20 protein-coding genes are annotated in these 24153 nt (G+C 40.2%); 17 read left to right on the top strand and 3 right to left on the bottom strand.

Going from position 1 to position 24153, the window contains the following annotated elements; translation table 11 throughout:
* Positions 1-22: 22 nt before the first annotated feature.
* Together ACFE6N_RS11490 and ACFE6N_RS11485 are read right to left on the bottom strand one after the other, a co-directional pair.
* Positions 23-247, bottom strand: coding sequence for a DUF2798 domain-containing protein (locus tag ACFE6N_RS11490; protein WP_090981030.1), 225 nt, complete (start codon positions 245-247; stop codon positions 23-25).
* A gap of 191 nt (positions 248-438) precedes the next feature.
* Positions 439-843, bottom strand: a complete 405-nt coding sequence (locus tag ACFE6N_RS11485) for a hypothetical protein (RefSeq protein ID WP_378936531.1) — start codon at positions 841-843, stop codon at positions 439-441.
* A 985-nt stretch (positions 844-1828) separates the two neighbouring features.
* On the opposite strand from ACFE6N_RS11485, the gene ACFE6N_RS11480 reads away from it, so the two are divergent.
* The 4 genes from ACFE6N_RS11480 (at position 1829) to ACFE6N_RS11465 (ending at position 4960) form a co-directional block, all read left to right on the top strand.
* On the top strand, positions 1829-2386 hold the full coding sequence (locus tag ACFE6N_RS11480) for an RNA polymerase sigma factor (RefSeq protein WP_186462311.1): 558 nt from the start codon (positions 1829-1831) through the stop codon (positions 2384-2386).
* Positions 2379-2906, top strand: a complete 528-nt coding sequence (locus tag ACFE6N_RS11475) for a hypothetical protein (protein WP_244950698.1) — start codon at positions 2379-2381, stop codon at positions 2904-2906. The genes ACFE6N_RS11480 and ACFE6N_RS11475 overlap by 8 nt, the downstream gene beginning before the upstream one ends.
* Positions 2907-3054: 148 nt before the next feature.
* Positions 3055-4341: a hypothetical protein gene (locus ACFE6N_RS11470; protein WP_378936529.1), complete on the top strand. Its 1287-nt coding sequence runs from the start codon at positions 3055-3057 to the stop codon at positions 4339-4341.
* Positions 4342-4408: 67 nt separating this feature from the next.
* Positions 4409-4960, top strand: coding sequence for a TlpA family protein disulfide reductase (locus ACFE6N_RS11465; protein ID WP_378936527.1), 552 nt, complete (start codon positions 4409-4411; stop codon positions 4958-4960).
* Positions 4961-4978: 18 nt separating this feature from the next.
* Here ACFE6N_RS11465 and ACFE6N_RS11460 read toward each other — a convergent pair whose 3' ends face one another.
* Positions 4979-5869, bottom strand: coding sequence for a bestrophin family protein (locus ACFE6N_RS11460; protein ID WP_090981024.1), 891 nt, complete (start codon positions 5867-5869; stop codon positions 4979-4981).
* A 151-nt stretch (positions 5870-6020) separates the two neighbouring features.
* Between ACFE6N_RS11460 and ACFE6N_RS11455 the strand changes: the two genes are divergently transcribed.
* The 13 genes from ACFE6N_RS11455 to ACFE6N_RS11395 all read left to right on the top strand — a co-directional run bounded on the left by ACFE6N_RS11455 (position 6021) and on the right by ACFE6N_RS11395 (position 24093).
* Entirely contained in the window at positions 6021-7544 is a 1524-nt protein-coding gene (locus tag ACFE6N_RS11455) for an MFS transporter (protein WP_378936525.1), read from the top strand.
* 5 nt (positions 7545-7549) lie between these two features.
* Positions 7550-7801, top strand: coding sequence for a DUF6814 family protein (locus ACFE6N_RS11450; RefSeq protein WP_090981022.1), 252 nt, complete (start codon positions 7550-7552; stop codon positions 7799-7801).
* Between the two features lie 315 nt (positions 7802-8116).
* Complete coding sequence (locus tag ACFE6N_RS11445) at positions 8117-9073, top strand: pectinesterase family protein (protein WP_378936522.1); 957 nt, start codon at positions 8117-8119, stop codon at positions 9071-9073.
* A gap of 158 nt (positions 9074-9231) precedes the next feature.
* Positions 9232-10905, top strand: a complete 1674-nt coding sequence (locus ACFE6N_RS11440) for a glycoside hydrolase family 28 protein (RefSeq protein ID WP_378936520.1) — start codon at positions 9232-9234, stop codon at positions 10903-10905.
* A 4-nt stretch (positions 10906-10909) separates the two neighbouring features.
* The gene (locus ACFE6N_RS11435; RefSeq protein WP_378936518.1) at positions 10910-12844 is read left to right on the top strand and encodes a glycoside hydrolase family 88 protein; all 1935 of its coding nucleotides are present in this window, start codon (positions 10910-10912) and stop codon (positions 12842-12844) included.
* Between the two features lie 186 nt (positions 12845-13030).
* Positions 13031-14053, top strand: a complete 1023-nt coding sequence (pelA, locus tag ACFE6N_RS11430) for a pectate lyase (RefSeq protein WP_378936516.1) — start codon at positions 13031-13033, stop codon at positions 14051-14053.
* Between the two features lie 75 nt (positions 14054-14128).
* Positions 14129-15640, top strand: coding sequence for a tagaturonate reductase (locus ACFE6N_RS11425; protein ID WP_378936514.1), 1512 nt, complete (start codon positions 14129-14131; stop codon positions 15638-15640).
* A 1-nt stretch (position 15641) separates the two neighbouring features.
* Complete coding sequence (locus tag ACFE6N_RS11420) at positions 15642-17288, top strand: UxaA family hydrolase (RefSeq protein ID WP_378936512.1); 1647 nt, start codon at positions 15642-15644, stop codon at positions 17286-17288.
* 361 nt (positions 17289-17649) lie between these two features.
* The gene (gene uxaC / locus ACFE6N_RS11415) at positions 17650-19050 is read left to right on the top strand and encodes a glucuronate isomerase (RefSeq protein ID WP_378936510.1); all 1401 of its coding nucleotides are present in this window, start codon (positions 17650-17652) and stop codon (positions 19048-19050) included.
* A 114-nt stretch (positions 19051-19164) separates the two neighbouring features.
* Positions 19165-20214, top strand: a complete 1050-nt coding sequence (locus tag ACFE6N_RS11410) for a PfkB family carbohydrate kinase (protein WP_378936508.1) — start codon at positions 19165-19167, stop codon at positions 20212-20214.
* A complete protein-coding gene (locus ACFE6N_RS11405; RefSeq protein ID WP_378936506.1) occupies positions 20211-20873 on the top strand; it encodes a bifunctional 4-hydroxy-2-oxoglutarate aldolase/2-dehydro-3-deoxy-phosphogluconate aldolase in 663 nt (220 codons plus the stop codon). Before ACFE6N_RS11410 ends, ACFE6N_RS11405 begins: the two co-directional genes overlap by 4 nt.
* Before the next feature lie 28 nt (positions 20874-20901).
* Positions 20902-22347, top strand: coding sequence for an MFS transporter (locus tag ACFE6N_RS11400; RefSeq protein ID WP_378936504.1), 1446 nt, complete (start codon positions 20902-20904; stop codon positions 22345-22347).
* Between the two features lie 120 nt (positions 22348-22467).
* Positions 22468-24093: an NADP-dependent glyceraldehyde-3-phosphate dehydrogenase gene (locus tag ACFE6N_RS11395; protein WP_378936502.1), complete on the top strand. Its 1626-nt coding sequence runs from the start codon at positions 22468-22470 to the stop codon at positions 24091-24093.
* Positions 24094-24153: the final 60 nt, after the last annotated feature.

Raw genomic sequence — 24153 nt, 5'->3', positions numbered from 1 at the left:
CTTCTGCCAAATGTAACAATGTTTAGGTTTTGGAGGTAACCTTCTCAGCCAGTTTACGTGCGTTGGGAATAATAATGAAAGCTGCCAGATAAGCTACGGGTAACATTACGCTCCAGGCCTTCAAGAATTTGAGGAACCAATCCTCGCCAAAACCATAGTTTCGCATTAAACCCACAAATGCCATAATTAATGTCATTGGGATCACCACAAAAAGTGTGTTGATGTGTTTGAAATGTTCTTTTTTCATATTGATTTTTTTAATACATCAAAGTTGAGGGTATTAAAAAACTTAACCTTTGATGTAAGTCAAAAAATGAAAGCAAGCTAAATTTAAGTAACATGACAAACCTGATAAAAATATTTATTATTTCTTATGAATAGAATTTAGAAACCTGAATTCGATTCATGATTTTTTTCGAAGATATTCATAATGAAGATTTAATATTTTTCTTCCAGCACAATTTCAAGCGTAATTACTTTCCACTCTCCCTTAATATTTTTCCAATGATAAATTTCTTCAGTCTGTACGGTCTGTTTTTTTGAAAAAATAAGCAGGTTTGGTTTTATAAGAACCGATTTACGTGCAATTTTCTCAGTAAAAATATCATTCTCTGCAGAAGATCTGATTCTATAATGACTGGTTTGTATAGTTTTGGCTCCGCTGAAATATTTTTTTAGGTCGATGGTAAAATCACGTTTGTTTATCGCAGTTTTTTCAAAGGGTGTGAAACTCAAATCGTCGGCAAATATATCCGTATACGCTACGACATCTTTACTCTCCAGCGCCAGGTTTGCTTTTTTATGTATTTCGTTTATTGCTGAAATGATTAAGTCGGTTTCCATGCCATGAAGTTAGCGGTTTGGATCAGGGATTTCAAATTTATGATGAACTCGCAGCTGAATTTCCATAAATGTTAAAAAGCAAAGGCATTTAATTGCCGATACTTATCAATCATTTCTGTTTTCTGGAAATGAGCGGCAGCATTTTATCGTCCTGCATTTCCCAATACTAAAAAAAGTATTTCTATTTTTTTGGAAATGAAAGGTAGCATTTCATAGGTGCTTTCGTCCCGCCATTCGCTTGTAGTCCTCATTTCGTTTCCCTCCATTCCGGGCTACTCGCTGCTGTCGGGTTTATTAACAAAGGTTTGTTCAAAATAGCAGTCTCTTCCGGAGGCTAAGGTAAGATAAACCCGGATTGTCGGGGAGCGCTTCCGATCCTTCATCGGAACTCGTACCAAAGCGGGACTGAAATTGCGAAAAGTGCAGAATCCTGCATTTCCCAATACTTAAAAAGTATTTATATGTTTTGGAAATGAAAGGCAGCATTTCATAAGTGCTTTCGTCCCGCCATTTGCTTATAGTCCTCATTTCGTTTCCCTCCATTCCGGGCTATCCGCTGCTGTCGGGTTTATTAACAAAGGTTTGTTTACAATAGCTATTTTAAGTGGTTAATTAAAGATTTGGGTTTCTAGCACATGCTTAGGTTAAATAAACCTGATCGGACGGACGCCAATTTCCTTCAAATTGGCTGGAGGGAGAGCAGGACTGAACATGCCAAAGGCACAGGACCCCTTGTTTCCAAAAACCTGAAATCAATAGTCATCTGTTGAAATAGTGCTTTAAAAGAACCTGATTTATATGTATTCGTCATGCTGAATTTATTGACGATTCAGAATTGAAAATATCTTACCTGAGATAATTTAAATATACTATGTTTCAGATATTTCCGCAGTGTTAACCAGAAATTAAGATATTTTAAAATTTTTTCTACCTTGATGCAACGTTTTAAAATCACTGATGTCTTATCATCAGAATATTCGAAATTTTGGAAGCCGTATACATCGATAAAAACCTCGAACTCGTAAAAAAATGCATGCAGGGCAGTCGCGCAGCACAGTTTGAATTATACAAGCTGTATGCCAAGGCAATGTATAATGTGGCACTGCGCATTTTAAATTATGAGGAAGAAGCAGAAGATGTTTTACAGGAAGCATTTTTAGATGCATTTACCAGAATTGTTGATTTTAGACAGGAAACTACCTTCGGCCTTTGGCTAAAGCAGATTGTGATCAACAAATCCATCAATTACCTGCGTAAGCGCAGGATGGAGTTTGTAAGTACAGACGAAATATCGGAAGTGCCTGATGAAGATAGTTTTGATTACAGTGAAATGCAGTTACAGGCCGAAGAGATAAGGCAGGCCATTACCCAATTGCCAGACGGTTACAGGGTGGTGCTGAGTTTGTACCTGTTAGAGGGGTATGACCATGAGGAGATTGCACACATTTTAAAAATAAGCGAAAATACCAGCCGTACACAGTACATGAGGGCTAAAAAAAAGTTAAAGAGTATTTTAGAAATGAAAGGGATGAGAGATGAATAATAGATTAGAAACCTTTGTAAAAGAAAACCGAAAAGCTTTCGATATCATGGAGCCTTCGGCAGATCTTTGGGCAAAAATTGAACAGGGTTTAGATCACAAAAAGAAAAAAAAACCGGTAAAACTGTATTTATGGATGAGCGCAGCGGCAGCTGTAGTGGTCGTTTTTGGTTTGGTCTGGTTATACGTAGGGAAATTGCAAAACAAAGATTTAGAAATAGCCGACGTTAGTGCTTCATATGCCAAAAAGGAAGTCCATTTTACGGGTCTAATTACCGAAAAGAGGGATAGCTTAGCCATTTTTGCCTCTGCAAATCCGGAACTTTATAAAAAATTTACGGCTGATTTAAGAAAACTCGATGAAGATTACGAAAAATTAAAAGCAGAGTTGCCAACTTCGCCCAACCAGACTTTTGTGGTAAAGGCTATGGTTAAAAACCGTGAAATACAATTACAGTTATTAAAACAACAATTATTAATTATTAACCAGGTTGATGATTACAAAAGAGTTAACCAGATTTAATACAAGGCGAATAAAACAGCTCTAATACTGAAATCGGTCTTGATGTTTGATTCAACATACTTGATACTAAGAGGAGAACGCTCACCACATCGAAAGTTTAAGGCCAGCCGGCAGGTTTTAAGCATACAGGTGTTTAATATTTAACAACATGAAAACAATAAAAATATTTTTGGCCCTTTTGGCTTTAATTGCCGTAAAAACCAGTGCGCAAGAAGTGATGGTGAATAGTCCATCGGAGAAAGTGCTTATAGAAAATGTGGAGAAATCATCGCTGATAGCGATGGTAAGTAACTCAAAATATAAGCAAACGGGCAGCGATGCGGAACGTTCAAAATCATTTAGCAAAAGTTTTAATGTAGATAGAAATGATAAGGTGAATTTAAATAACCAGTTCGGATCTATTTTAATTAAAACATGGGATAAAAAAGAGGTGCGTGTGGATATAGATATTAAAGCCTATGCCAACTCAGATGGCGATGTACAGAAATTGATCGATGGCGTAAGTATTGATGCTACTAAAAATGGCGACGTGGTTTCATTCAAAACTAACATGGGCGACAGGAACGGACGTTATGGACGTGGGGTAAAAAATGGAGTAACTACCTGGCGAAGGGAAGTAAAGGTGAATTATACGGTGTTTATGCCGGCAGTAAACCCTTTAACTGTGCTACAACAATATGGTAATGTTGAAATGGGTAATTTTGCAGGCCCAACCTCACTAAAAGTGGAATACGGCAATCTTGTAGCCGGAAACCTCAGCAATACCAACAACTATATCAATGTTCAATACGGGAAATGTGATATTCAGGATTTAAATGCAGCTGTGATTAAGCACGAATATAACGGACCTGTAACCATCGGTGCTGTAGGGACTTTAGAACTCGTTGCTGAATACGTAGCCGTAAACATCAATACCATCAGAAAATCTGCGGATCTTAAAGTAGAGTATGGAAGAGGCTTAACCGTTGGCACTATTGGTGGCAACTTGCTCCTGAGTGCCGAATATGCCAAAGTTAACATCAATACGGTCAAAGGAAATGCGGTAGTGAAACAAGCTTACGGCGATTTGAATATTGCGTCAGCAGGTAAAATTGCAGTTAATGCAGAATACTCGAATGTTAATTTAGGTACATTGAATGGTGATGCCACTATCAAAATGGACTACAACCGTCTAAATGTGAACGAAATTACTCCGGCCTGTAAAAACTTCACTTTCGGCGGTGAATATGCAAATGTTGGATTGGGCTTTGCAGATCGTTATAATGGTAATTTCAATGTTTCTACCTCTTATGCCGGCTTTAAATATGGTTCAAACGTAACATCAAGTTTGGTCAGCAAAGATGATGAAACCAAACGGTATACGGGCAAAATCGGTAGCGGTGGCGCTGCAAACGTATCCATAAAATCTGAATATGGTTCCATTACCTTTAAATAAGATTTTCTAAACCAAACAAATTTAAAGTCCTGCCTTAATGGCCGGACTTTTTTTATATTTATTGCCGATGAAAATTTATCTGATCATCCTGTTAAATATCTTTTCTTTTACCGCGCTGGCTCAAGATGCCCCGGTTAAATGGGCTACGCAGGAAACTTTTTTCGAAGATCTGATTGGGAAAAGCTTACCCACTTTTAATGGGGTAACGGTCAATAACAAGCCGTTCTCCAATATCGACCTTAAAAACCAGGTGGTAGTGATTAACTTCTGGTTTGAGAAATGCCCACCCTGTATAGCCGAAATGCCAGAATTGAATAATTTTGTAGATAAATATGGTAAAAAGTCCGTTCGGTTTATTGGCATTACACATGATGGCCCTGCCAGTGCCAAACGATTTCAAAAGCGCAACGGTTACCAATATGAAATTGTATCGTTAAGCAAAGATGAGATTAGCAAACTAAATATCAATCACGGTTTTCCGTCGAATGTGTTGGTTGGGAAGGATGGTAAGATTGTTTATGCCACAGCCAACATTTCTTTTTGCGATCCGCAATTTAAAGCTAAATCGGCTCTTTTTGAAGAAAAATTAAAAGCGTTATTAATAGAAGAACTGGATTGAAGTAAGAAAACCTGAAATTTAAAGAACGTATTCGTCATTTATAGGTTTAACGGGCTCTGGAATTTCTTCTTCTTCAAGCATTTGCAGTAGATTGATTTCTATCGTTCTTGTAATTTGGTTAAGCGGAACACCAGCCGAATTGTTTTCGAAAGGGTTAACCAGGCTCATTCCATTAATCTGCGTAGAAACAAAAACGAAACCGATCAACCAACCCAAAAATATAGATGCCGGACCTGCATCCTCACTGATTACCAGGGTAAATGTTACGACAAACAGCCAGATAAATACTTTAGTCAGATAAGAATAGGTAGTAGGGAAAATGGTGTTTTTAATACGCTCACTCATGCCCATTGAATCCGAAAATCTGGTCAGCATTTCATTAATTTCAATAAAACGGAAGCCATCAATGGCATTTGATTTTGATAATCTTTGCAAATCTCTTGATTGGATATTTAAAAGGGCATTATGCTTATTGGTATGTTTTTCTATTTCTTTCAGATCGGCCTCAGTTAAATATTTGGTATAAATCTCATCTATCGTTCCTCTTAAATTGGCCTTTAAAGCATATAAAAAACCAATATGCCTGTAAATCATACGTTTTACGCTTTCCTCGTCTTGATCAACATAATTGAGCAGCGCCCTTGCAAAAGAGCGTGAATCATTTACCAAAGCGCCCCAAACTTTTCTTGCCTCCCACCATCTATCGTAAGCCTGGTTATTGTTAAAACCGATAAAAAAAGCAATGGCTGTACCTAAAAGTGTTGGGATGATAGATGGAACGGAGAAATGATGTGAGATTAAATATTCGCGTACGAGATAAGCTACGGTGCAGGAGGCAATCATAATCAGGTCAACTTGCCACGTATTTCTTAAAATTCTACTTAATCTGATATTCTGTATTAACAACATATAATATAACGGAAAATGAATGAGCTACGGATGAAATTACAAAACTAAGGCCAAAATGTTTGATCATGTAACAAATTAAGTGACAAAGATTACAGGTTGCCGTTTATGGCGTAAATGTTTATCTTGGTAAACCAAATATTCCTGACCATTTATGAGCGACCATTTACCCAAGAACAATATTTTTAAAGTAATCGGTGCATCCTCTTTGGGTACATTGATTGAATGGTATGATTTTTACATCTTCGGCAGCCTTGCGGTTATCATTGGTCATCAGCTATTTCCGGAGGATGCAGGTGCATCAGCCTTAATCAACACGCTGGCTATCTTTGCGGCGGGTTTTATTGTTCGTCCGTTTGGTGCATTGGTTTTTGGCAGACTTGGTGATTTAATTGGCCGCAAGTATACTTTTCTGCTCACTTTGGTGCTTATGGGCGGATCGACTTTTTTTATCGGTTTAATCCCTTCTTATAAAAGCATTGGTTATGCTGCCCCAATTCTGGTTTTAGTTTTGAGGTTAATCCAGGGTTTGGCTTTGGGTGGCGAATATGGTGGTGCAGCTACTTATGTGGCAGAACATGCCCCAAAAAACAAACGTGGCTTTTTTACCAGCTGGATCCAGACTACGGCTACATTGGGTTTATTCCTCTCGTTAGGGATTATTGTGATCACAAAAAATATCCTGGGTGCCGAAACGTTTGGAAATTGGGGTTGGAGAATCCCTTTCCTGTTATCGATTGTACTGGTTGTGGTATCGATTTACATCCGCATGAAAATGCACGAGTCGCCCCTGTTCTCTAAACTGAAAGCTGAAGGAAATATTTCGAAGAATCCATTAAAAGAAAGTTTTAACAATAAGGCTAATTTTAAAATGGTGCTCCTGGCATTATTTGGCGCCACAATGGGTCAAGGCGTAGTCTGGTACACCGGACAGTTTTATGCACAATCCTTTTTGGAAAATACCTGTAAGCTGGATTTTAACGATTCGCGGTATATTTTACTCTGGGGAATTGCTTTTGCTACGCCGTTTTTTGTGGTTTTTGGTGCCTGGAGTGATCGGGTGGGACGAAAGTGGATCATGTTAAGTGGAATGCTTTTAGGCATTCTGTTTTACCGGCCAATATATCAGGTCTTTTTGGATGATACCGATTATACCAAAATTGAACAAGCTGATATTTTATCTGTAACTCCAGCTCGCGCAACTGCTGTTTTAATGGAAAATTTAACCGATAGCTTACGAACCGTTTCTACCAAAGTAAGCCTTAAAAACGGAGCTTCCTTTAACAGGGTGCAAACAGATACCGTTTCTGCAACAAGGGGGATTCTTTTGGGCAAAGAAATTATAAAAGATAAAGTTTTGCCAACACCGGTATTCTGGAAATTTGTTGGCTTGATTTTCTTCCAGATTTTGCTGGTTACCATGGTTTATGGTCCAATTGCGGCTTTCCTGGTCGAATTATTTCCGACCAAAATCAGGTATACCTCTATGTCGCTGCCCTATCACATCGGCAATGGTGTTTTCGGGGGGCTTGTACCATTTATCGCCACACTAATTGCAAGTTTTTCAGGCGCAACACCATTGTCCGGTCTTTGGTATCCAATTGGGGTGGCAGCGCTAAGTTTGGTTATTGGCACAGTCTATTTATCAAATAAACGAGACGAAAAAATTAATGACTAAATAAGATGAATACGTTAAAGAAATTTTTAGGACTGGTTTGGATGGTTTTAGGACCATTAACGATGACTTTTTTGTTTATCCAGGCGATAGATAAGGTAGGCTTAACGCATACCGATATCGAACGTACCAATACCATATTGCAGTGGGCAATTATTCTGTTTATTTTCCTCCCCATTAGCCTGGGTTTGATGATATTTGGCTTTTATGCCTGGAAAGGTGAGTACGATCACCTGCCAGAAAGTTCCGAAGAATTGTAGTTTTTTAGCTAAGCTCTTCACAGATTTAGCTTCCGGGCCTTGGTATCCTTGACCTCGCTATACTCCGCCACCATTGCAGAATTCTTTAATGTGGTCGATCTTAAACCGGAGTAGTGCAGAACGGAGAGATCTATAAAGTTAAGTTAATACTATGCAATCGTTCCCGGCATCGTTTGCAATGTTTAATTTATAAAAAACTTCATTCTGCTGAGTTTTAATGTTTAAAATTGTTCATCATATATTTTAAAATACGGCTGCGTAATAAAGTTTAACCTTTTACGTGGCCGGTTTTAATTTTAGCCTAACCAAATGGATATGAAAGTAATCAGCCTGTTCTTTCTGCTTGTATTATCATTTGCCGCAAATGCCGCTGATGTAAAACCTGATTTTATTGTGGCTGCAGATGGAAGTGGAAATTTTAAAACCATACAGGAGGCCATTCATGCGGTGCCTGATTTTAGGAATAAAACAACTGTAATCTTTATTAAAAAGGGTATTTATAAAGAGAAATTGATATTACCTGGCTCTAAAAGGAATGTGAAATTTATTGGCGAAAGTTTAAACGAAACCATTTTAACTTATGATGACTACGCCCGGAAAAAGAATATTTTTGGTGAAGAAAAAGGGACATCCGGCTCATCAAGCTTTTACATTTATGGCGAAGGCTTTTCAGCTGAAAATATCACTTTCCAGAATTCATCAGGCCCTGTGGGACAAGCCGTAGCGGTTTGGGCAGGTGGAGATAAATTAATTTTTACCAATTGCAGGTTTTTGGGCTTTCAGGATACGCTTTATACTTATGGAGGCAATAACCGTCAATATTATAAAAACTGCTATATTGAAGGTACGGTTGACTTTATCTTCGGGGCATCGACGGCCTGGTTCGAAAGCTGTACCATTTTTTGCAAAAAAGCAGGTTATATTACGGCTGCCTCAACGGCTGATACCACAAAATTTGGCTACGTTCTCAACAAATGTACAATCAAAGGCGATGCACCAGCCAATAGCTTTTATTTGGGCCGTCCATGGAGGCCATACGCAAAAGTGGCCTATCTCAACTGCGAATTACCTGATTTTATCCGACCGGAAGGCTGGAACAACTGGGATAAAGAAAGCAATGAAAAAACGGCTTATTTTGCTGAATATAAGAGTACCGGAAAAGGATCCGATCCTAAAAACAGGGTAAAATGGTCACACCAACTGACAGATGAAGAATATAAAGGCTATATTTTAGAAAACGTTTTCCGTGGATGGAATCCTGAAGCAAAATAATGTTGTAAACGTCTGATATACTGTGTTTAAAGTTCTGTCTGTAATGAGTGTTTTGCTGCATTTTCCGGCAACGATTGCATAGATTTCTCTTCTGTTTTAACTTCAAACAACGTACACTTGTTATTACAATAACCAAGTATAATTTAACAGCGCAAATAATGAAACATATTTCTGGCCGTTTATGCCATATTAAAGTAGCTCTCGCTTGCTTAGTTTTAACAGCAGCTGGTTCTGCCATGGCGCAACAAAAGCCAGGCTTACCCATTATCCGGCAGGTTAAATTTAAAGAAGATACCACGAGCATTGTTGCTTTTGGCGCAAAAGGCGATGGTATTACCTTAAATACCGAAAGCATTAATAAAACCATTAGCAGCGTGAGTGAAAAAGGCGGAGGAGTGGTGTTAATCCCGTCGGGCTTGTGGTTAACTGGCCCTATCGAACTAAAAAGCAACGTAAACCTGCACCTTAAACGCGATGCCATCCTACAATTTACCGCAGATTTTAATCAATACAAATTGGTACAGGGAAACTGGGAAGGTCAACCCGCATGGCGGAACCAAAGCCCGATTTCAGGTGTAAACCTCGAAAACATTGCCATTACCGGAACAGGAATTATCGACGGGAATGGTGGTGCCTGGCGTATGGTTAAAAGAGATAAACTTACTGAAACACAGTGGAAGAATCTCGTAGCATCCGGAGGCATCGTTAAAGCCGACGGAAAGATGTGGTACCCATCTGAAAAAACCCTTAAAGGCTCGAATACCAAAAATGCCGGTGTAATTGAAGCGGGCAAAACTGCTGCAGACTATGATGATATCAAAGATTTTCTCCGTCCGAATTTATTGGTGTTAACAGGCTGTAAAAAAATACTTTTAGAAGGGGTTACCTTTCAGAATTCGCCGGCGTGGAATTTACATCCTTTGCTTTGTGAAGATCTCACCTTAAGAAATTTGCAGGTAAAAAATCCTTGGTTTGCACAAAATGGCGATGGTGTTGATGTAGAATCATGTAAAAACGTATTGATTGAAGGCAACACTTTTGACGTTGGAGACGACGGAATCTGCATTAAATCAGGAAGAGATGAAGCGGGCCGCAAACGGGGTATACCAACCGAAAACGTGATTGTTAGAAACAATGTGGTTTACCATGCGCATGGCGGTTTTGTAATCGGTAGCGAAATGAGTGGCGGGGCAAAAAACATCTGGGTGTACAACTGTTCTTTTATCGGTACTGATATTGGTTTACGCTTTAAAACTACGCGTGGCCGTGGCGGTGTGGTCGAGAATATTTATATCAATAACATCAACATGATTGATATTCCCGGCGAGGCCATTTTATTCGATATGTATTATGCAGCTGTTGATCCGGTTCCCCTGGCTGGCGAAAAGCGGGAAGCCATTAAAACTGTTACCGTTCCTGTTACCGAAGCTACCCCACAGTTCCGAAACTTTTACATCAAGGATGTAGTGGCTAATGGTGCCGAAAAAGCGATATTTTTTAGAGGTTTACCTGAAATGAACATTAAGGATATCTACCTGGAAAACGTAACCATCAAAGCCAAAAAAGGAATCGAAATCATTGAAGCTACCGGAATTTTTCTAAAGAACATCAACATCATTGCAGAAAATACCAGCCCCTTGGTGATGATCCAGAATGGATCAAATATTAATATCAGCAGCTTAAAGTACCCTGATAACAGCAAATTGCTTTTTGATGTTTCCGGCGAAAAAACAAAAGGTGTAAAAATTGTTGCAACGGATGTTTCTAAAGCTAAAACAGCTGTCGTTTTAGGTACAGGTGTAGCAAAAAAAGCACTGGAAATTTCAAAATAACAACATGATGAAACAATCGATCTTATATACAATAGTTGCATTTATTGGTTTTTCTGTTTTAACACACCGTGGGTTTGCCCAAAAAAAGTTATCTGAACAGTTAACCTTAACTGCGATGGAAAAACTGTTTCAGGATACGACGCTGCTAAAAGGTGCCAAGGGCCCCAAATGGACGTACGACATGGGGGTTGTTCTGGAAGGTGCAGCTGCCGTTTGGCGAAATACCGGCGACGGGAGGTATTTTAAATATATCCAAAGTTCGATGGATGCCTATCTGGATAAGGAAGGCAACATTGCTACCTATAAACCGGAAGATTTTAATATTGATAACATCAAAAATGGCCGCTCATTATTGCTGTTGTATAAAGTTACCGGGCAGCAGAAATACCTGTTAGCCGCAACTAAATTATACGATCAGCTGCAAAAACAACCGCGTACCAGGGAGGGTGGTTTCTGGCACAAGAAAATTTATCCAAACCAGATGTGGCTGGATGGTTTATACATGGGTGAGCCATTCTACGCTGAATATGCTAAACTGATGAAAAAGGATGCTGCTTTTGATGACATTGCTAAACAGTTTATCCTTATGGAAAAAAACTCGCGTGATGCAAAAACAGGGTTGCTTTACCATGGCTATGATGAAAGTAGAAGCGAACAGTGGGCGGACAAGACAACCGGACGTTCGCCAAATTTTTGGGCCAGGGCAATGGGCTGGTACATCATGGCTTTGGTGGATGTGCTGGATAATTTTCCTGCAGATCATCCGCAAAGGAAAGAATTACTGGCTATTTTAAATCGTACGGCAACTGCAGTAGTGAAATACCAGGATCCAAAATCAGGTGTTTGGTTTGATATTCTAGATATGCCAACCCGAAGAGGAAATTACCTGGAAAGTTCGGCATCGAGCATGTTTGTGTATGGCTTGGCTAAAGGCGTTCGTAAAGGCTGGTTAGCATCATCTTTTATGGCTGCGGCTAATAAAGGTTATGCGGGTTTAAAGAAAGAGTTTGTGGAACAAGCAGGAACTGAAAGGATAAATTTGACTAAAACAGTTTCCGTATCCGGTTTGGGCGGAAAACCAAAATACCGGGATGGAAGCTTCGACTACTATATTAGTGAAAAAGTAATTACCAATGATCCGAAAGGCGTAGGCGCATTTATTTGCGCTGCTGTTGAAATGGAAATAAACCAGTTGCCAAAACCGGGAAAAGGATTAACCGTTACCATTGATAATTTTTTCAACAATGAGTATATGGTTGGCCCAACCGGAGATAAAATCCCTTTCCATTACTTGTGGGAAGAAGATGATAACAATGGATTTTCTCTATTCGGAAAAATGTTTAACGATGCTGGTGTAAAAACCAATACGCTTAAAGTTGCACCAACAACTGTAAACTTAAAAGGCAGCAATATTTACATTATTGTAGATCCGGATACTGAAAAAGAAACTGCGAAGCCCAATTATATGAATGCTGAGCATGCGAAGCAAATTGCAGCCTGGGTGAAAGCTGGTGGGGTTTTGGTACTGCTCCTAAACGATGCAGGCAATTGCGAAATTTCAAAATTCAATGTTTTGCCCGAAACTTTCGGGATCCATTTTAATGAAGATAGCCGCAATAAAGTTCAGGGTGCGAATTTTGAACAAGGGGCAATAAAAATCCCGGAAGGAAACGCTATTTTCAAAACAGCTAAGAAAGTATACATCAAAGAAATATCGACTCTTGTGGCTAAGAGTCCGGCTGTTTCTGCTTTAGCCGATAAGGGAGACGTGATTGTTGCCACCGCAAAATATGGCAAAGGGACAGTTTTCGCCGTGGGTGATCCATGGTTTTATAATGAATATATCGATGGTAGAAAACTACCTGCAGCGTTTGAAAATTTTAAAGCCACGAATGATCTGGTGAATTGGTTGATCAAGCGAGTGCCGGGGAAGAAATAGGTTTATTAACCACAGATGAAGTGGATGAACACAGATAAATAGTGGTTCGTGGAGACACGAACCGTGGCATAAGAAGGAAAAGTACTCCGTGCTAATCTGTGTCTCGGTGGTAAAAACTAACCATGGCGTAAAATAAAATTAGTGATCTGTGATGACACAGACCACGGCACAAACAGAATGATGAAAATGAGAATATTGTTAACCCTAATCTGCAGCACTTTATTATTGTCGTGTTATGCACAACAATCTGTTGATTCTACAGCAGATAAAATGCTGGTTTATCAATTGGGCAATGGCGGCTGGCCAAAGCAACTGGAAGATAAAAGTGTAGTTAACTACGACGCTGCTTTAACGCCAGCCTTGTTGGCCAAAATAAAGGCAACTAAAGATTTACATGCCACTTTCGATAATAAAGCTACCAGTAGAGAAATTGTTTACCTGGTAAAGGCATATAAAAAAAAGCAGAACAAAGCTTATTTAGCTGCTGCTGAAAAAGGCCTTGATTATATTTTATCGGCACAGTATGCCAATGGTGGCTGGCCACAATATTATCCTGATCAATCTTCTTACCGATCGGAGATTACTTACAACGATGATGCAATGATCAATGTGCTGAACATATTACAGGATATTGCCATGCAAACAAACGATTTCGATGTGGTAAACCCAGCCTACATGAAAAAAGCAGGAAAAGCAGTTGCGAAAGGCATTGATTGTATTTTAAAAACGCAGGTGAAACAAAATGGCGTGTTAAGCATTTGGGCTGCACAGTATGATAAAGATTCGATGTTGCCCGCAAAGGCCAGGGCTTTTGAGCCAGCCTCATTGAGTACCAGCGAATCTGTAGGGATTGTGCGCTTTTTAATGCGGATCAAAAATCCTTCGGTTGCAGAAAAAAATGCCATTACTGCAGCAGTAAAATGGTTCGATACTTATAAAATTGTAGGCTTCCGCTTTGATAGGCCGAAAAATCCTAAAGCCAATGTCAAAGCTGCGGCCTTGATCCAAGATTCAACGGCAATTGCCTGGGCGCGCTTTTACGACCTTGATCAAAATACCCCGATTTTTGGTGATCGCGACAATGCCATTAAAACAAAATTAGAAGAATTAAGCCTTGAAAGGCGCAATGGCTATGCCTGGTATGGCAACTGGGCGCAGAAATTAATTGAAAAAGAGTACCCTAAGTGGTTAACCACAAATGGCAAATAAACAGAAGTATACTCTTCAAAAAGAAATATAATTCACCTTGTGCCTCGTTGCCCTGGTGGCCAAATAACATTAGCAATGATTTTAAACAAAGAAAATTTAAAGAACATTAACGGCGAAAAGGTTACAAAACCTACACCCGAAATTTTAGCATTACCAGAGCGGGTAATCCAGTTTGGTACCGGGGTTTTACTGCGTGGTTTACCTGATTATTTTATTGATAAAGCCAATCAGAAAGGAATTTTCAACGGTCGTGTACTTGTTGTTAAATCCACAGCAAAAGGTGGTGCTGATGCCTTTTCGAAACAGGATAATTTATATACACTTTGTGTAAAAGGCATTGAGGATGGGGTTAATGTTGAAGAAAATTCGATTAATGCTTCAATAAGCCGGGTTTTAGCAGCTTCGCAAGATTGGACGGAAATTTTAAAAGCTGCCCATCAGCCCGAAATGCAGATTGTAATTTCTAACACCACAGAAGTAGGCATTGTAAAAAGCGAAGATAAAATCACTGACCATCCTCCACAATCTTACCCTGGCAAACTGCTTGCCTTTTTGCACGAACGCTATAAAGCCTTTAACGGCTCAGTAGAAAGCGGAATGGTGATCGTGCCAACAGAACTCATTAGTGATAATGCCGACAAACTGAAAGAAATTTTGCTTGATCTGGCTATCCACAATAAATTAGGCTGGGATTTTGAAAACTGGTTAAAAACAGCCAATCATTTTTGCAAAACCTTAGTTGACAGAATTGTGCCAGGAAAACTTCCGGAAGCAGCGCAAAAAGCCGTTGAAAATGAACTGGGTTATGAAGATGAACTGATGATCATGGCCGAGCCTTTCCGGCTTTGGGCGATCGAATCATCAAGCGAAAAAGTGAAAGAAGTATTAGCTTTTGCAAAAGCAGATAAAGGTATCTTTATTGTTCCTTCCATTGATAAATTTAAAGAACTTAAACTCCGTTTGCTTAATGGTACACATACCATTAGCTGCGGGCTGGCTATTTTAGCAGGCTTCGATACCGTAAAAGAGGCCATGGCAAATAAAGATTTCTCGGACAATGTATTAAAACTGATGAAAGATGAAATTGCGCCTGTGGTGGTGAATGAAGATATTGCCTACAGTGAAGCAATTGCCTTTGCAGAAAGTGTAATCGACCGTTTTAGTAATCCATCTTTAGCACACCAGTGGCAGGCCATTACTCTAAATTTTACCTCAAAAATGCAAATGCGTAATATGCCGCTCATCAGGAGATATTATGCTTTAAAAAATGAAGTGCCTCAGCTTACTGCTTTAGGTGTGGCTGCCTACATCCTTTTCATGAATGTGGATAAACAAGGTGATACTTACACAGCAAACGTAAACGGAAAAACCTACCCCATACAGGATGAATTTGCGGAAATTTTATACGAATACTGGAAAAACCCAGAAACCGTTGTAGATAATACCCTAGGCGACAGGCGCCTGTGGGATAAAAACCTTAATAATTATCCAGGCTTTAACGCAGCCGTAAAATCGTACGTTGATTTATTACAGAACAAAGGTGCAAAAGAAACTTTAAGTAACTTGCATTCAGAAACAGCAATTTAAAATGGTTACTAGAATTTTAAAAATCCATCCTAACGATAATGTATTGGTTGCTTTGCAAAACCTGGCAAAAGGCGAAACCATTATTCACGATGGACAGGAATATATTTTACAGGATGACATTCCGGCCAAGCATAAATTTTTTATGCAGGATATGAACCCAGGCGATCACATCATGATGTATGGCGTATTGGTAGGAAAAGCACAGCACTTTATCCTTAAAGGTGGTTTAATGGATACCGAAAATACCAAACACGCGTCTGATCCTTTCGAATTCCGTCCGTACCATTACGAATGGCAGGCACCTGACGTGGCTAAGTTTGAAGGCAGAACCTTTAATGGTTACATCCGTAGCGATGGCAGGGTAGGTACTGCAAATTATTGGCTGTTCATACCGACCGTTTTCTGCGAAAACCGCAATCTGGATGTCATCCGCGAAGCCTTACACAACGAGCTGGGCTATGCAGTAACAGATAAATACAAATCATACGCGCATCAACTGGTTGAAGCCTATAAAAATGGTGAAGTTTTAGGTGAAGCCGATCCGGAATCTATGGGTATGGCTAATCCATCTGCCAACCGGGTATTTAAAAACGTTGATGGCATTAAATTCTTGAATCATCAGGGCGGTTGTGGTGGTACGCGTCAGGATGCTGCTGTGCTAAGTAAGTTATTGGCTGCATATGCCGATCATCCTAATGTGGCTGGTGTAACGGTATTGAGTCTAGGCTGCCAGAATCTCCAGGTGCACGATTTTATGGAAGATCTGAAGCATCGTAACCCTAATTTCGATAAACCTTTGTTTGTTTTTGAACAACAACAATCGCAGAGCGAGGAACAGCTGATTAAAGAGGCCATCCGTAAAACCTTTATCGGTTTAACCGAGATCAATAAAATCGAGCGTCAGCCAGCGTCCTTAAGTAAACTGGTGCTGGGGGTAAAATGCGGCGGTAGTGATGGTTTTAGCGGGATCAGTGCCAACCCTGCTGTGGGCTATACTTCCGATTTATTGGTGGCTTTAGGAGGTACCGTGCTCCTTGCTGAATTCCCTGAGCTTTGTGGCGCTGAACAACAGTTGATTGATCGCACTAAAGATGAAACAGCAGCACGTAAGTTTATCCAGTTAATGACGGCTTATAACCAGGCTGCAGAAAATGTAGGTTCCGGATTTTTTATGAATCCATCACCGGGCAATATTAAAGATGGTTTAATCACTGATGCCATTAAAAGTACCGGAGCAGCCAAAAAGGGCGGGACATCACCGGTAGAAGATGTGTTGGATTATACCGAGCCTGCAACTAAGCCCGGATTAAATTTAGTTTGCACACCTGGAAACGACGTGGAAGCCACTACAGGAAAGGCTGCATCAGGTGCGACCTTAATTTTGTTCACCACCGGTTTAGGAACGCCAACAGGCAATCCGGTTTGTCCGACCATCAAGGTATCAACTAATAATGCTTTAACGAAGCGAATGAGCGATATCATTGATATCAACTGTGGTCCTGTAATTGAAGGCGAAAAAACAATCGAACAAATGGGCGAAGATATCTTGGAATATTGCATTAAAGCGGCTAGCGGTGAAGTAATTCCTAAAGCGGTGTTGCTTAATCAGGATGATTTTATCCCATGGAAAAGGGGGGTGAGTTTGTAGTCCGAAGTCGGAAGACCGGGGTCGGAGATTTGCGTGGCTATCCTTGCAACCGCCTTTAGCTTGCAGTTGCCGCTGTCTGTGTCCCATTGCCGTGGTCTGTGTCCCCACAGACCACAAACAAATAAAATACAAATTGAGTTCCGGTCTGTGAGGACACAGACCGGGGGTTAAAAAAATAAATAGATAAGTATTTTAATTGCCGTGGTCGGTGTCCCGTCGCCGTGGTCTGTGTCCCCACTGACCACCAACAGATAAAATACAGATTGAGTTCCGGTCTGTGAGGACATAGCCGGAGCATAAATAAAACATGAATAGATAAGTGTTTTGATCATTTCAAATCTACTGTCTCAAATAACATAGAATGAAACCTTTTTTAGACGAAAATTTTCTTTTGCAAAGCAAAACTGCTGAAAAGCTTTATCACCATTTTGCAAAATCACTACCCATTATCGATTACCATAACCACCTGATACCGGAGCAGATTGCCAATAATACGCAATTTGCCAACATCAGCCAGGTTTGGCTTGCTGGCGATCATTACAAATGGAGGGCCATGCGTGCTAATGGAGTGGATGAAAAATACATTACCGGTGTAGGATCTGATTACGAGAAATTTGAAAAATGGGCCGAAACCGTTCCTTATACCTTACGCAATCCGTTATACCACTGGACACATTTGGAACTTCAACGTTATTTTGGTATAAACGACCTGCTTTCGGGCAAAACGGCCCGGAAAATTTATGATGAATGCGCTGCTAAACTGCAAACGCCTGAATATTCAGTACGTGGTTTGTTAGCCAAAATGAATGTAGAGGTTGTTTGTACTACCGACGATCCTTTAGATAGCCTGAACTTTCATCAACAACTGGCAAGAGAAGGCGCTAACCTTAAAATGTTGCCAGCTTTCCGCCCGGATAAGGCCATGAACAGTGATGATATTGAAGGCTTAAATGAATATATCGACAAACTGGAAACGGTTGCCGATAAAAGCATTAGCAGTTTACAGGATTATATTGATGCTTTAAAAGGCCGCCATGATTACTTTGCAGCAAACGGCTGCTCGGTTTCCGATCATGGTTTAGAGCAGATTTATGCTGAAGACTATACCGAAGCTGAAATTGCATCAATCTTTGATAAAATCCGCGGTAAACAAACTATTTCCTACCAGGAAAACCTGAAATTCAAATCGGCTATGCTGGTTTATTTTGCAGAATGGGATCATGAAAAGGGCTGGGTACAACAATATCACCTTGGTGCTTTGCGTAACAACAATGCCCGTATGTTAAGACAATTGGGACCTGATACCGGTTGGGACTCAATCGGCGATTTTAGCCAGGCCCGTATGCTATCGAAATTTCTAAATCGCCTGGATAATCAGGATAAACTGGCTAAAACCATTATCTATAACCTTAACCCGGCAGATAATGAGTTGATTGCCACCATGATCGGTAACTTTAACGATGGCTCTGTAGCCGGTAAAGTGCAGTTTGGTTCAGCATGGTGGTTTTTAGACCAAAAAGATGGGATGATCAAACAGTTAAATGCCTTATCAAACATGGGGCTTTTAAGCCGCCTGGTAGGGATGCTTACCGATTCGCGCAGTTTCCTTTCCTTTCCCCGTCACGAATATTTCAGGAGGATTGTTTGTAACCTGTTTGGAGAAGATATGGAGAATGGCGAATTGCCTAATGATTTGGAATGGGTGGGCAAGATTGTGCAGGATATTTCGTATTTTAACGCAAAAAATTACTTTAAATTTTAACCAAAATCAGGCTTTAGAAGGGTATTTTATTGGAATCAAATCATTTCAATCGTTTTCCTTTCATTTTCATTCGGTTGCCGAAAACAGGATGAAATACGCCGATCAGATATAAAAATGAGTACCCAGATATTCGCTTCATCAGCAAAAGGAAAAAAAGTTTTAAGCTTTGGTGAAATACTTTTACGCATCTGTCCGGATATGGACGGAGCATGGTTAAAAGAAAATAAATTACCGTTTTACGTGGGTGGCGCCGAACTCAATGTGGCCACTGCCTTAGCCTTATGGAACGTACCTTCGGCCTACCTTTCGGCGGTGCCTGATAATTCGGTTACCCGCGAAATCGTGGAATACCTTAATGTACGCAATATTGATACTACACCTACGGTTTACCATGGCGAACGTTTAGGTTTGTACTATTTGCCTAAAGGGAAAGACCTTAAAAATGCCGGGGTAATTTACGACCGGGCCAATTCGGCCTTTGCGGGTTTAAAAGTTGGACAGATTAACTGGGACGAAGTTTTTGAAGATGTTGCCTGGTTCCATTTCAGTGCCATTTGCCCTGCCATTAACCAAAATATTGCTGACGTTTGTTTGGAAGCCTTAAAAGTAGCAAGTGCTAAAAATATTACCATTTCACTTGATTTAAACTATCGGGCAAAGCTTTGGAAATATGGAAAGGAACCGATTGATATTTTGCCTGAGCTGGCTCAATATTGCACGCTGATTATGGGGAATGTTTGGGCAGCCAATAAAATGCTGGGCACTGCGCTTCACGAAGATTTAACAGTGGCAGAGGGTTATGCAAAGGAAACGTTACTGCAACAGGCAACTGATACTTCTAAAGAAATATTAAGTTTGTTTCCGGCGTGTAAAGCGGTTGCCAATACTTTCAGGTTCGATCATGGAAAGGGAATACGATATTATACCGCCATTTATACAGACAACGAATTAACGGTTTCGGAAAAATACGTTTCTGATGAAATTTTGGATAAGGTGGGCAGTGGAGATTGTTTTATGGCTGGCCTGATTTATGGCTTTTACAACCAGTTACCGGCCCAAGAGACCATAAGTTTTGCCACAGCAGCGGCATATGATAAATTGTACATTCCAAGCGATGCTACAACCAGTACTGTAGCTGATATAGAAAAAAGAATAATAAGATGATTAGCAACAAGCACAAAATTTTAGATGCCATTTTAGAGCAGGGCATGTTACCGCTTTTTTATCAGGATAGCGAATCAGGCAGCATAGAAATATTACGCACCTTGTATAAAGCCGGTGTTCGTGTTTTCGAATACACCAATCGTGGTAAATCGGCTTTGTCAAACTTTAAAAAGTTAAAAGAAATCCGTGATGCAGAAATGCCCGATCTTTATTTAGGTATCGGAACCATTAAAACGCCTGCTGATGCCAATGCTTTTATCGAAGCTGGAACCGATTTTATTGTGGCACCGATCGTAAATCCGGCAGTTGCCGAAATTGCAAACAAAATCGGAATGCTTTGGGTACCGGGGTGTATGACACCGACAGAAATCAGTGTGGCACAGGAACACAAAGCTATGCTGATAAAAATTTTCCCGGCAAATATTTTGGGCCCTGAATTTATTTCTTCAATTAAAGATCTTTTTGCCGGACAACTGTTTATGCCAACAGGTGGGGTAGAAATAAATGCTAATAACCTAAAAACCTGGTTTAAAGCTGGTGTTTGTGCCGTTGGGATGGGAAGCAAACTAATCAGTAAGGATGTAATGAGCAAAGGGCTTTACGATGAGCTTTTCGACAATACCCAGCTGGCACTTGAACTTATCAAGCAAAGTAAATAACCCCAACCCCTAACCACACACAAACGAAATGAGCCAACCAAAAATCAGCAATTACAGATGGACTATATGTGCACTGTTATTTGTTGCAACTACCATTAACTATTTAGATCGACAGGTACTCTCGCTTACATGGAAAGACTATTTTGTTCCCGAATTTCATTGGACAGATAGTGACTACGGAACCATTACGGCATTATTTTCCCTTTTTTATGCCGGATCAATGTTGGTAGCAGGACGGTTTGTTGATTGGATGGATACCAAAAAAGGTTTCCTTTGGGCAATTGGAATTTGGTCTGTGGGTGCCTGTATTCATGCTTTTTGCGGTATTGCTACTTCGGGAATCATTACAGGTTCGTGGGTGATGAGCTTTGCAGGTGCAAAAGAGGCATTGTCTACTGTTGGCAATACTACATTAATTCTATCAACCAGTCTTTCGCTATTTATTTTTGCCCGTTTTGTACTGGCCCTTGGTGAGGCCGGAAACTTTCCGGCAGCCATTAAAGCTACAGCCGAATATTTTCCTAAAAAGGACCGCGCATTTGCCACCAGTATTTTTAATGCAGGTGCAACAGTTGGTGCCCTGGCTGCCCCAGTTACGATTCCCTACATTGCCGATGCTTATGGCTGGGAAATGTCGTTTATTATCATCGGTGCCTTAGGTTTTATCTGGATGCTTTTCTGGATTTTACTTTATGGCAAACCTGAAAACCACTCAAGGGTAAGTCAGGCAGAGCTAGCTTATATTCAACAGGATATTGTAGCACACGATCAGATTAGCGAAACGGTTACCGCAGCATCACCGGTAAAAAAACTATCTTTTGTTGATTGCCTTAAATTTAAACAAACCTGGGCCTTTGCTTTTGGTAAATTTATGACCGATGGTGTTTGGTGGTTTTATCTGTTTTGGTCGCCCGCATACCTTAAAGATATTTATAAAATGAGCGGTACCGAAAGTGCTTTTCCCCTATTTATACTCTACGTAATTACCTTGTTATCCATTATTGGAGGCTGGCTGCCATCCTATTTTATCGATAAGAAAAACATGAACCCTTACGATGGCAGGATGAAATCCATGTTAATTTTCGCCTTTTTTCCATTATTGGCATTGTTGGCCCAGCCTTTAGGTCTTTACAGCTACTGGCTGCCGGTAATTATCATCGGTATTGCAGGTGCCGCACACCAGGCATGGTCGGCCAATATATTTACTACGGTGAGTGATATGTTTCCTCGCCAGGCCATTGCAACCGTAACCGGAATTGGTGGTATGGCCGGAGGTGTAGGATCTTTTTTCATTAACAAAGGTTCAGGAGTACTGTTTACCTATGCCGGCGATACACAGATGGCTTTTATGGGGTTTCAAGGTAAAGAAGCTGGTTATTTTATCGTTTTCTCTTTTTGTGCGGTAGCTTATCTCATCGGCTGGACGGTAATGAAAGCCCTTGTTCCAAAATATAAGGTAATAGAAGTTAAATAATTCAACCCTAAAAGATTTAGGCAATATAATTGTGCTTAAATCTTTGATATCTTTTTTAAAGTGCTAATCTATACTTAAACTATAGACTTAACATTAATTTAACCTAATCACAAACCCAAATTGAGTACATTGCTAAACCTCGAAAGTATTTTCGTTGAAGAGAGCCAGATTCCAGATGAATTTAGGCTCAAGGAAGAAATCAATCAAAAGGAGTTTCTTTCTAATGGAGAAATGAAGCCATGGAATGGACCATGTAATGAAGTGTTTTCTCCTGTATGCGTAAAAACCCCTGAGGGTTTAAAACGAAAACGCATTGGTAGTTTTCCTGTTTGTACGGAGAAAGAGTCGGCAGAAGCATTAGATGCAGCCGTAGCAGCCTATGATAATGGTCGCGGACAGTGGCCTACCATGAGTGTTGCCGATCGCATTAGCTGTGTAGAAAACTTTACACAAAAGATGATTGAGCAAAAGGAAATTGTTGCCAAACTGATTATGTGGGAGATTGGAAAATCTTATGCCGATTCGGTTAAAGAATTTGACCGTACGGTGGAGTATATCTACGCCACTATTGATGCGTTGAAAGATATCGACAGGCAGTCGTCACGTTTTGAAATAGAGCAGGGAATTGTGGCCCAGGTGCGCCGTTCTCCCCTCGGCGTTGTACTTTGTATGGGTCCTTTCAACTATCCTTTAAACGAGACTTTTACCACGCTTATCCCGGCTTTGATTATGGGCAATACCCTCTTATTCAAACCACCTAAGCATGGTACCCTGTTGCACTATCCTTTGTTAGAGGCTTTCCGTTCTAGTTTTCCTAAAGGTGTAGTGAATACCATTTATGGCCGCGGCAATACCATCGTTCCAGGTTTGATGAAATCTGGTAAAATCAATGTGCTTACTTTAATTGGTTCAAGTAAGGTTGCTAATGAACTGAAAAAATTACATCCTAAGGTAAACCGTTTGAGGGCGATTTTAGGTTTGGATGCCAAAAATGCGGCCATCATCACTAAAGACGCCGATCTTGATCTGGCAGTTTCCGAAACGGTACTGGGTTCGCTTTCTTTTAACGGACAACGGTGTACCGCAATTAAAATCGTTTATGTGCACCGCAGTTTGGCGCAGGAATTCTTAAAGCGCTTATCTGCCGAAGTAGAAAAACTAAATTTTGGCATGCCTTGGGAAAAAGGCGTAAACCTTACGCCATTGCCTGAACTGAATAAACCCGAATATTTAAAGGAATGTATTGATGATGCTGTTTCACATGGTGCTAAAGTGATCAATACAAATGGGGGGCAAACCTTGGAAACATTTGTTTATCCGGCCATTGTTTATCCGGTAAATGGTAATATGAAACTTTATCGCGAAGAACAGTTTGGCCCGATTGTTCCGGTGGTACCATTTGATGACCTGGAAGAGCCTATCGAGTATTTAATTGATTCGCCACATGGTCAGCAGGTAAGTATTTTCAGCAATAATGCTGCGGTAATTTCTTCGTTGATTGATCCTTTGGTTAATCAGGTAAGCCGTGTAAATATCAATTGCCAGTGCCAGCGCGGACCTGATGTTTTTCCTTTTACAGGCCGTAAAGACAGTGCTGAAGGTACACTTTCCGTAGTGGATGCCTTGCGTTCATTCTCGATCCGTTCTTTGGTGGCAACCAAATTTACAGATGATAATAAAAAGTTATTGAACGAAATTGTTAAAGGAGATGATTCAAACTTTTTAAGCACGAAGTATATTTTCTAGTGGCTAGTTAACTAACATAGATCGTCATTGCGAGGAGGAACGACGAAGCAATCTTAATGC

The organism is Pedobacter sp. BG31 (genome assembly GCF_042464845.1).
GTDB lineage: Bacteria > Bacteroidota > Bacteroidia > Sphingobacteriales > Sphingobacteriaceae > Pedobacter > Pedobacter suwonensis.
The sequence above is the reverse complement of the archived record's forward strand: the minus strand, read 5'-3'. Positions and strand labels throughout refer to the sequence as shown.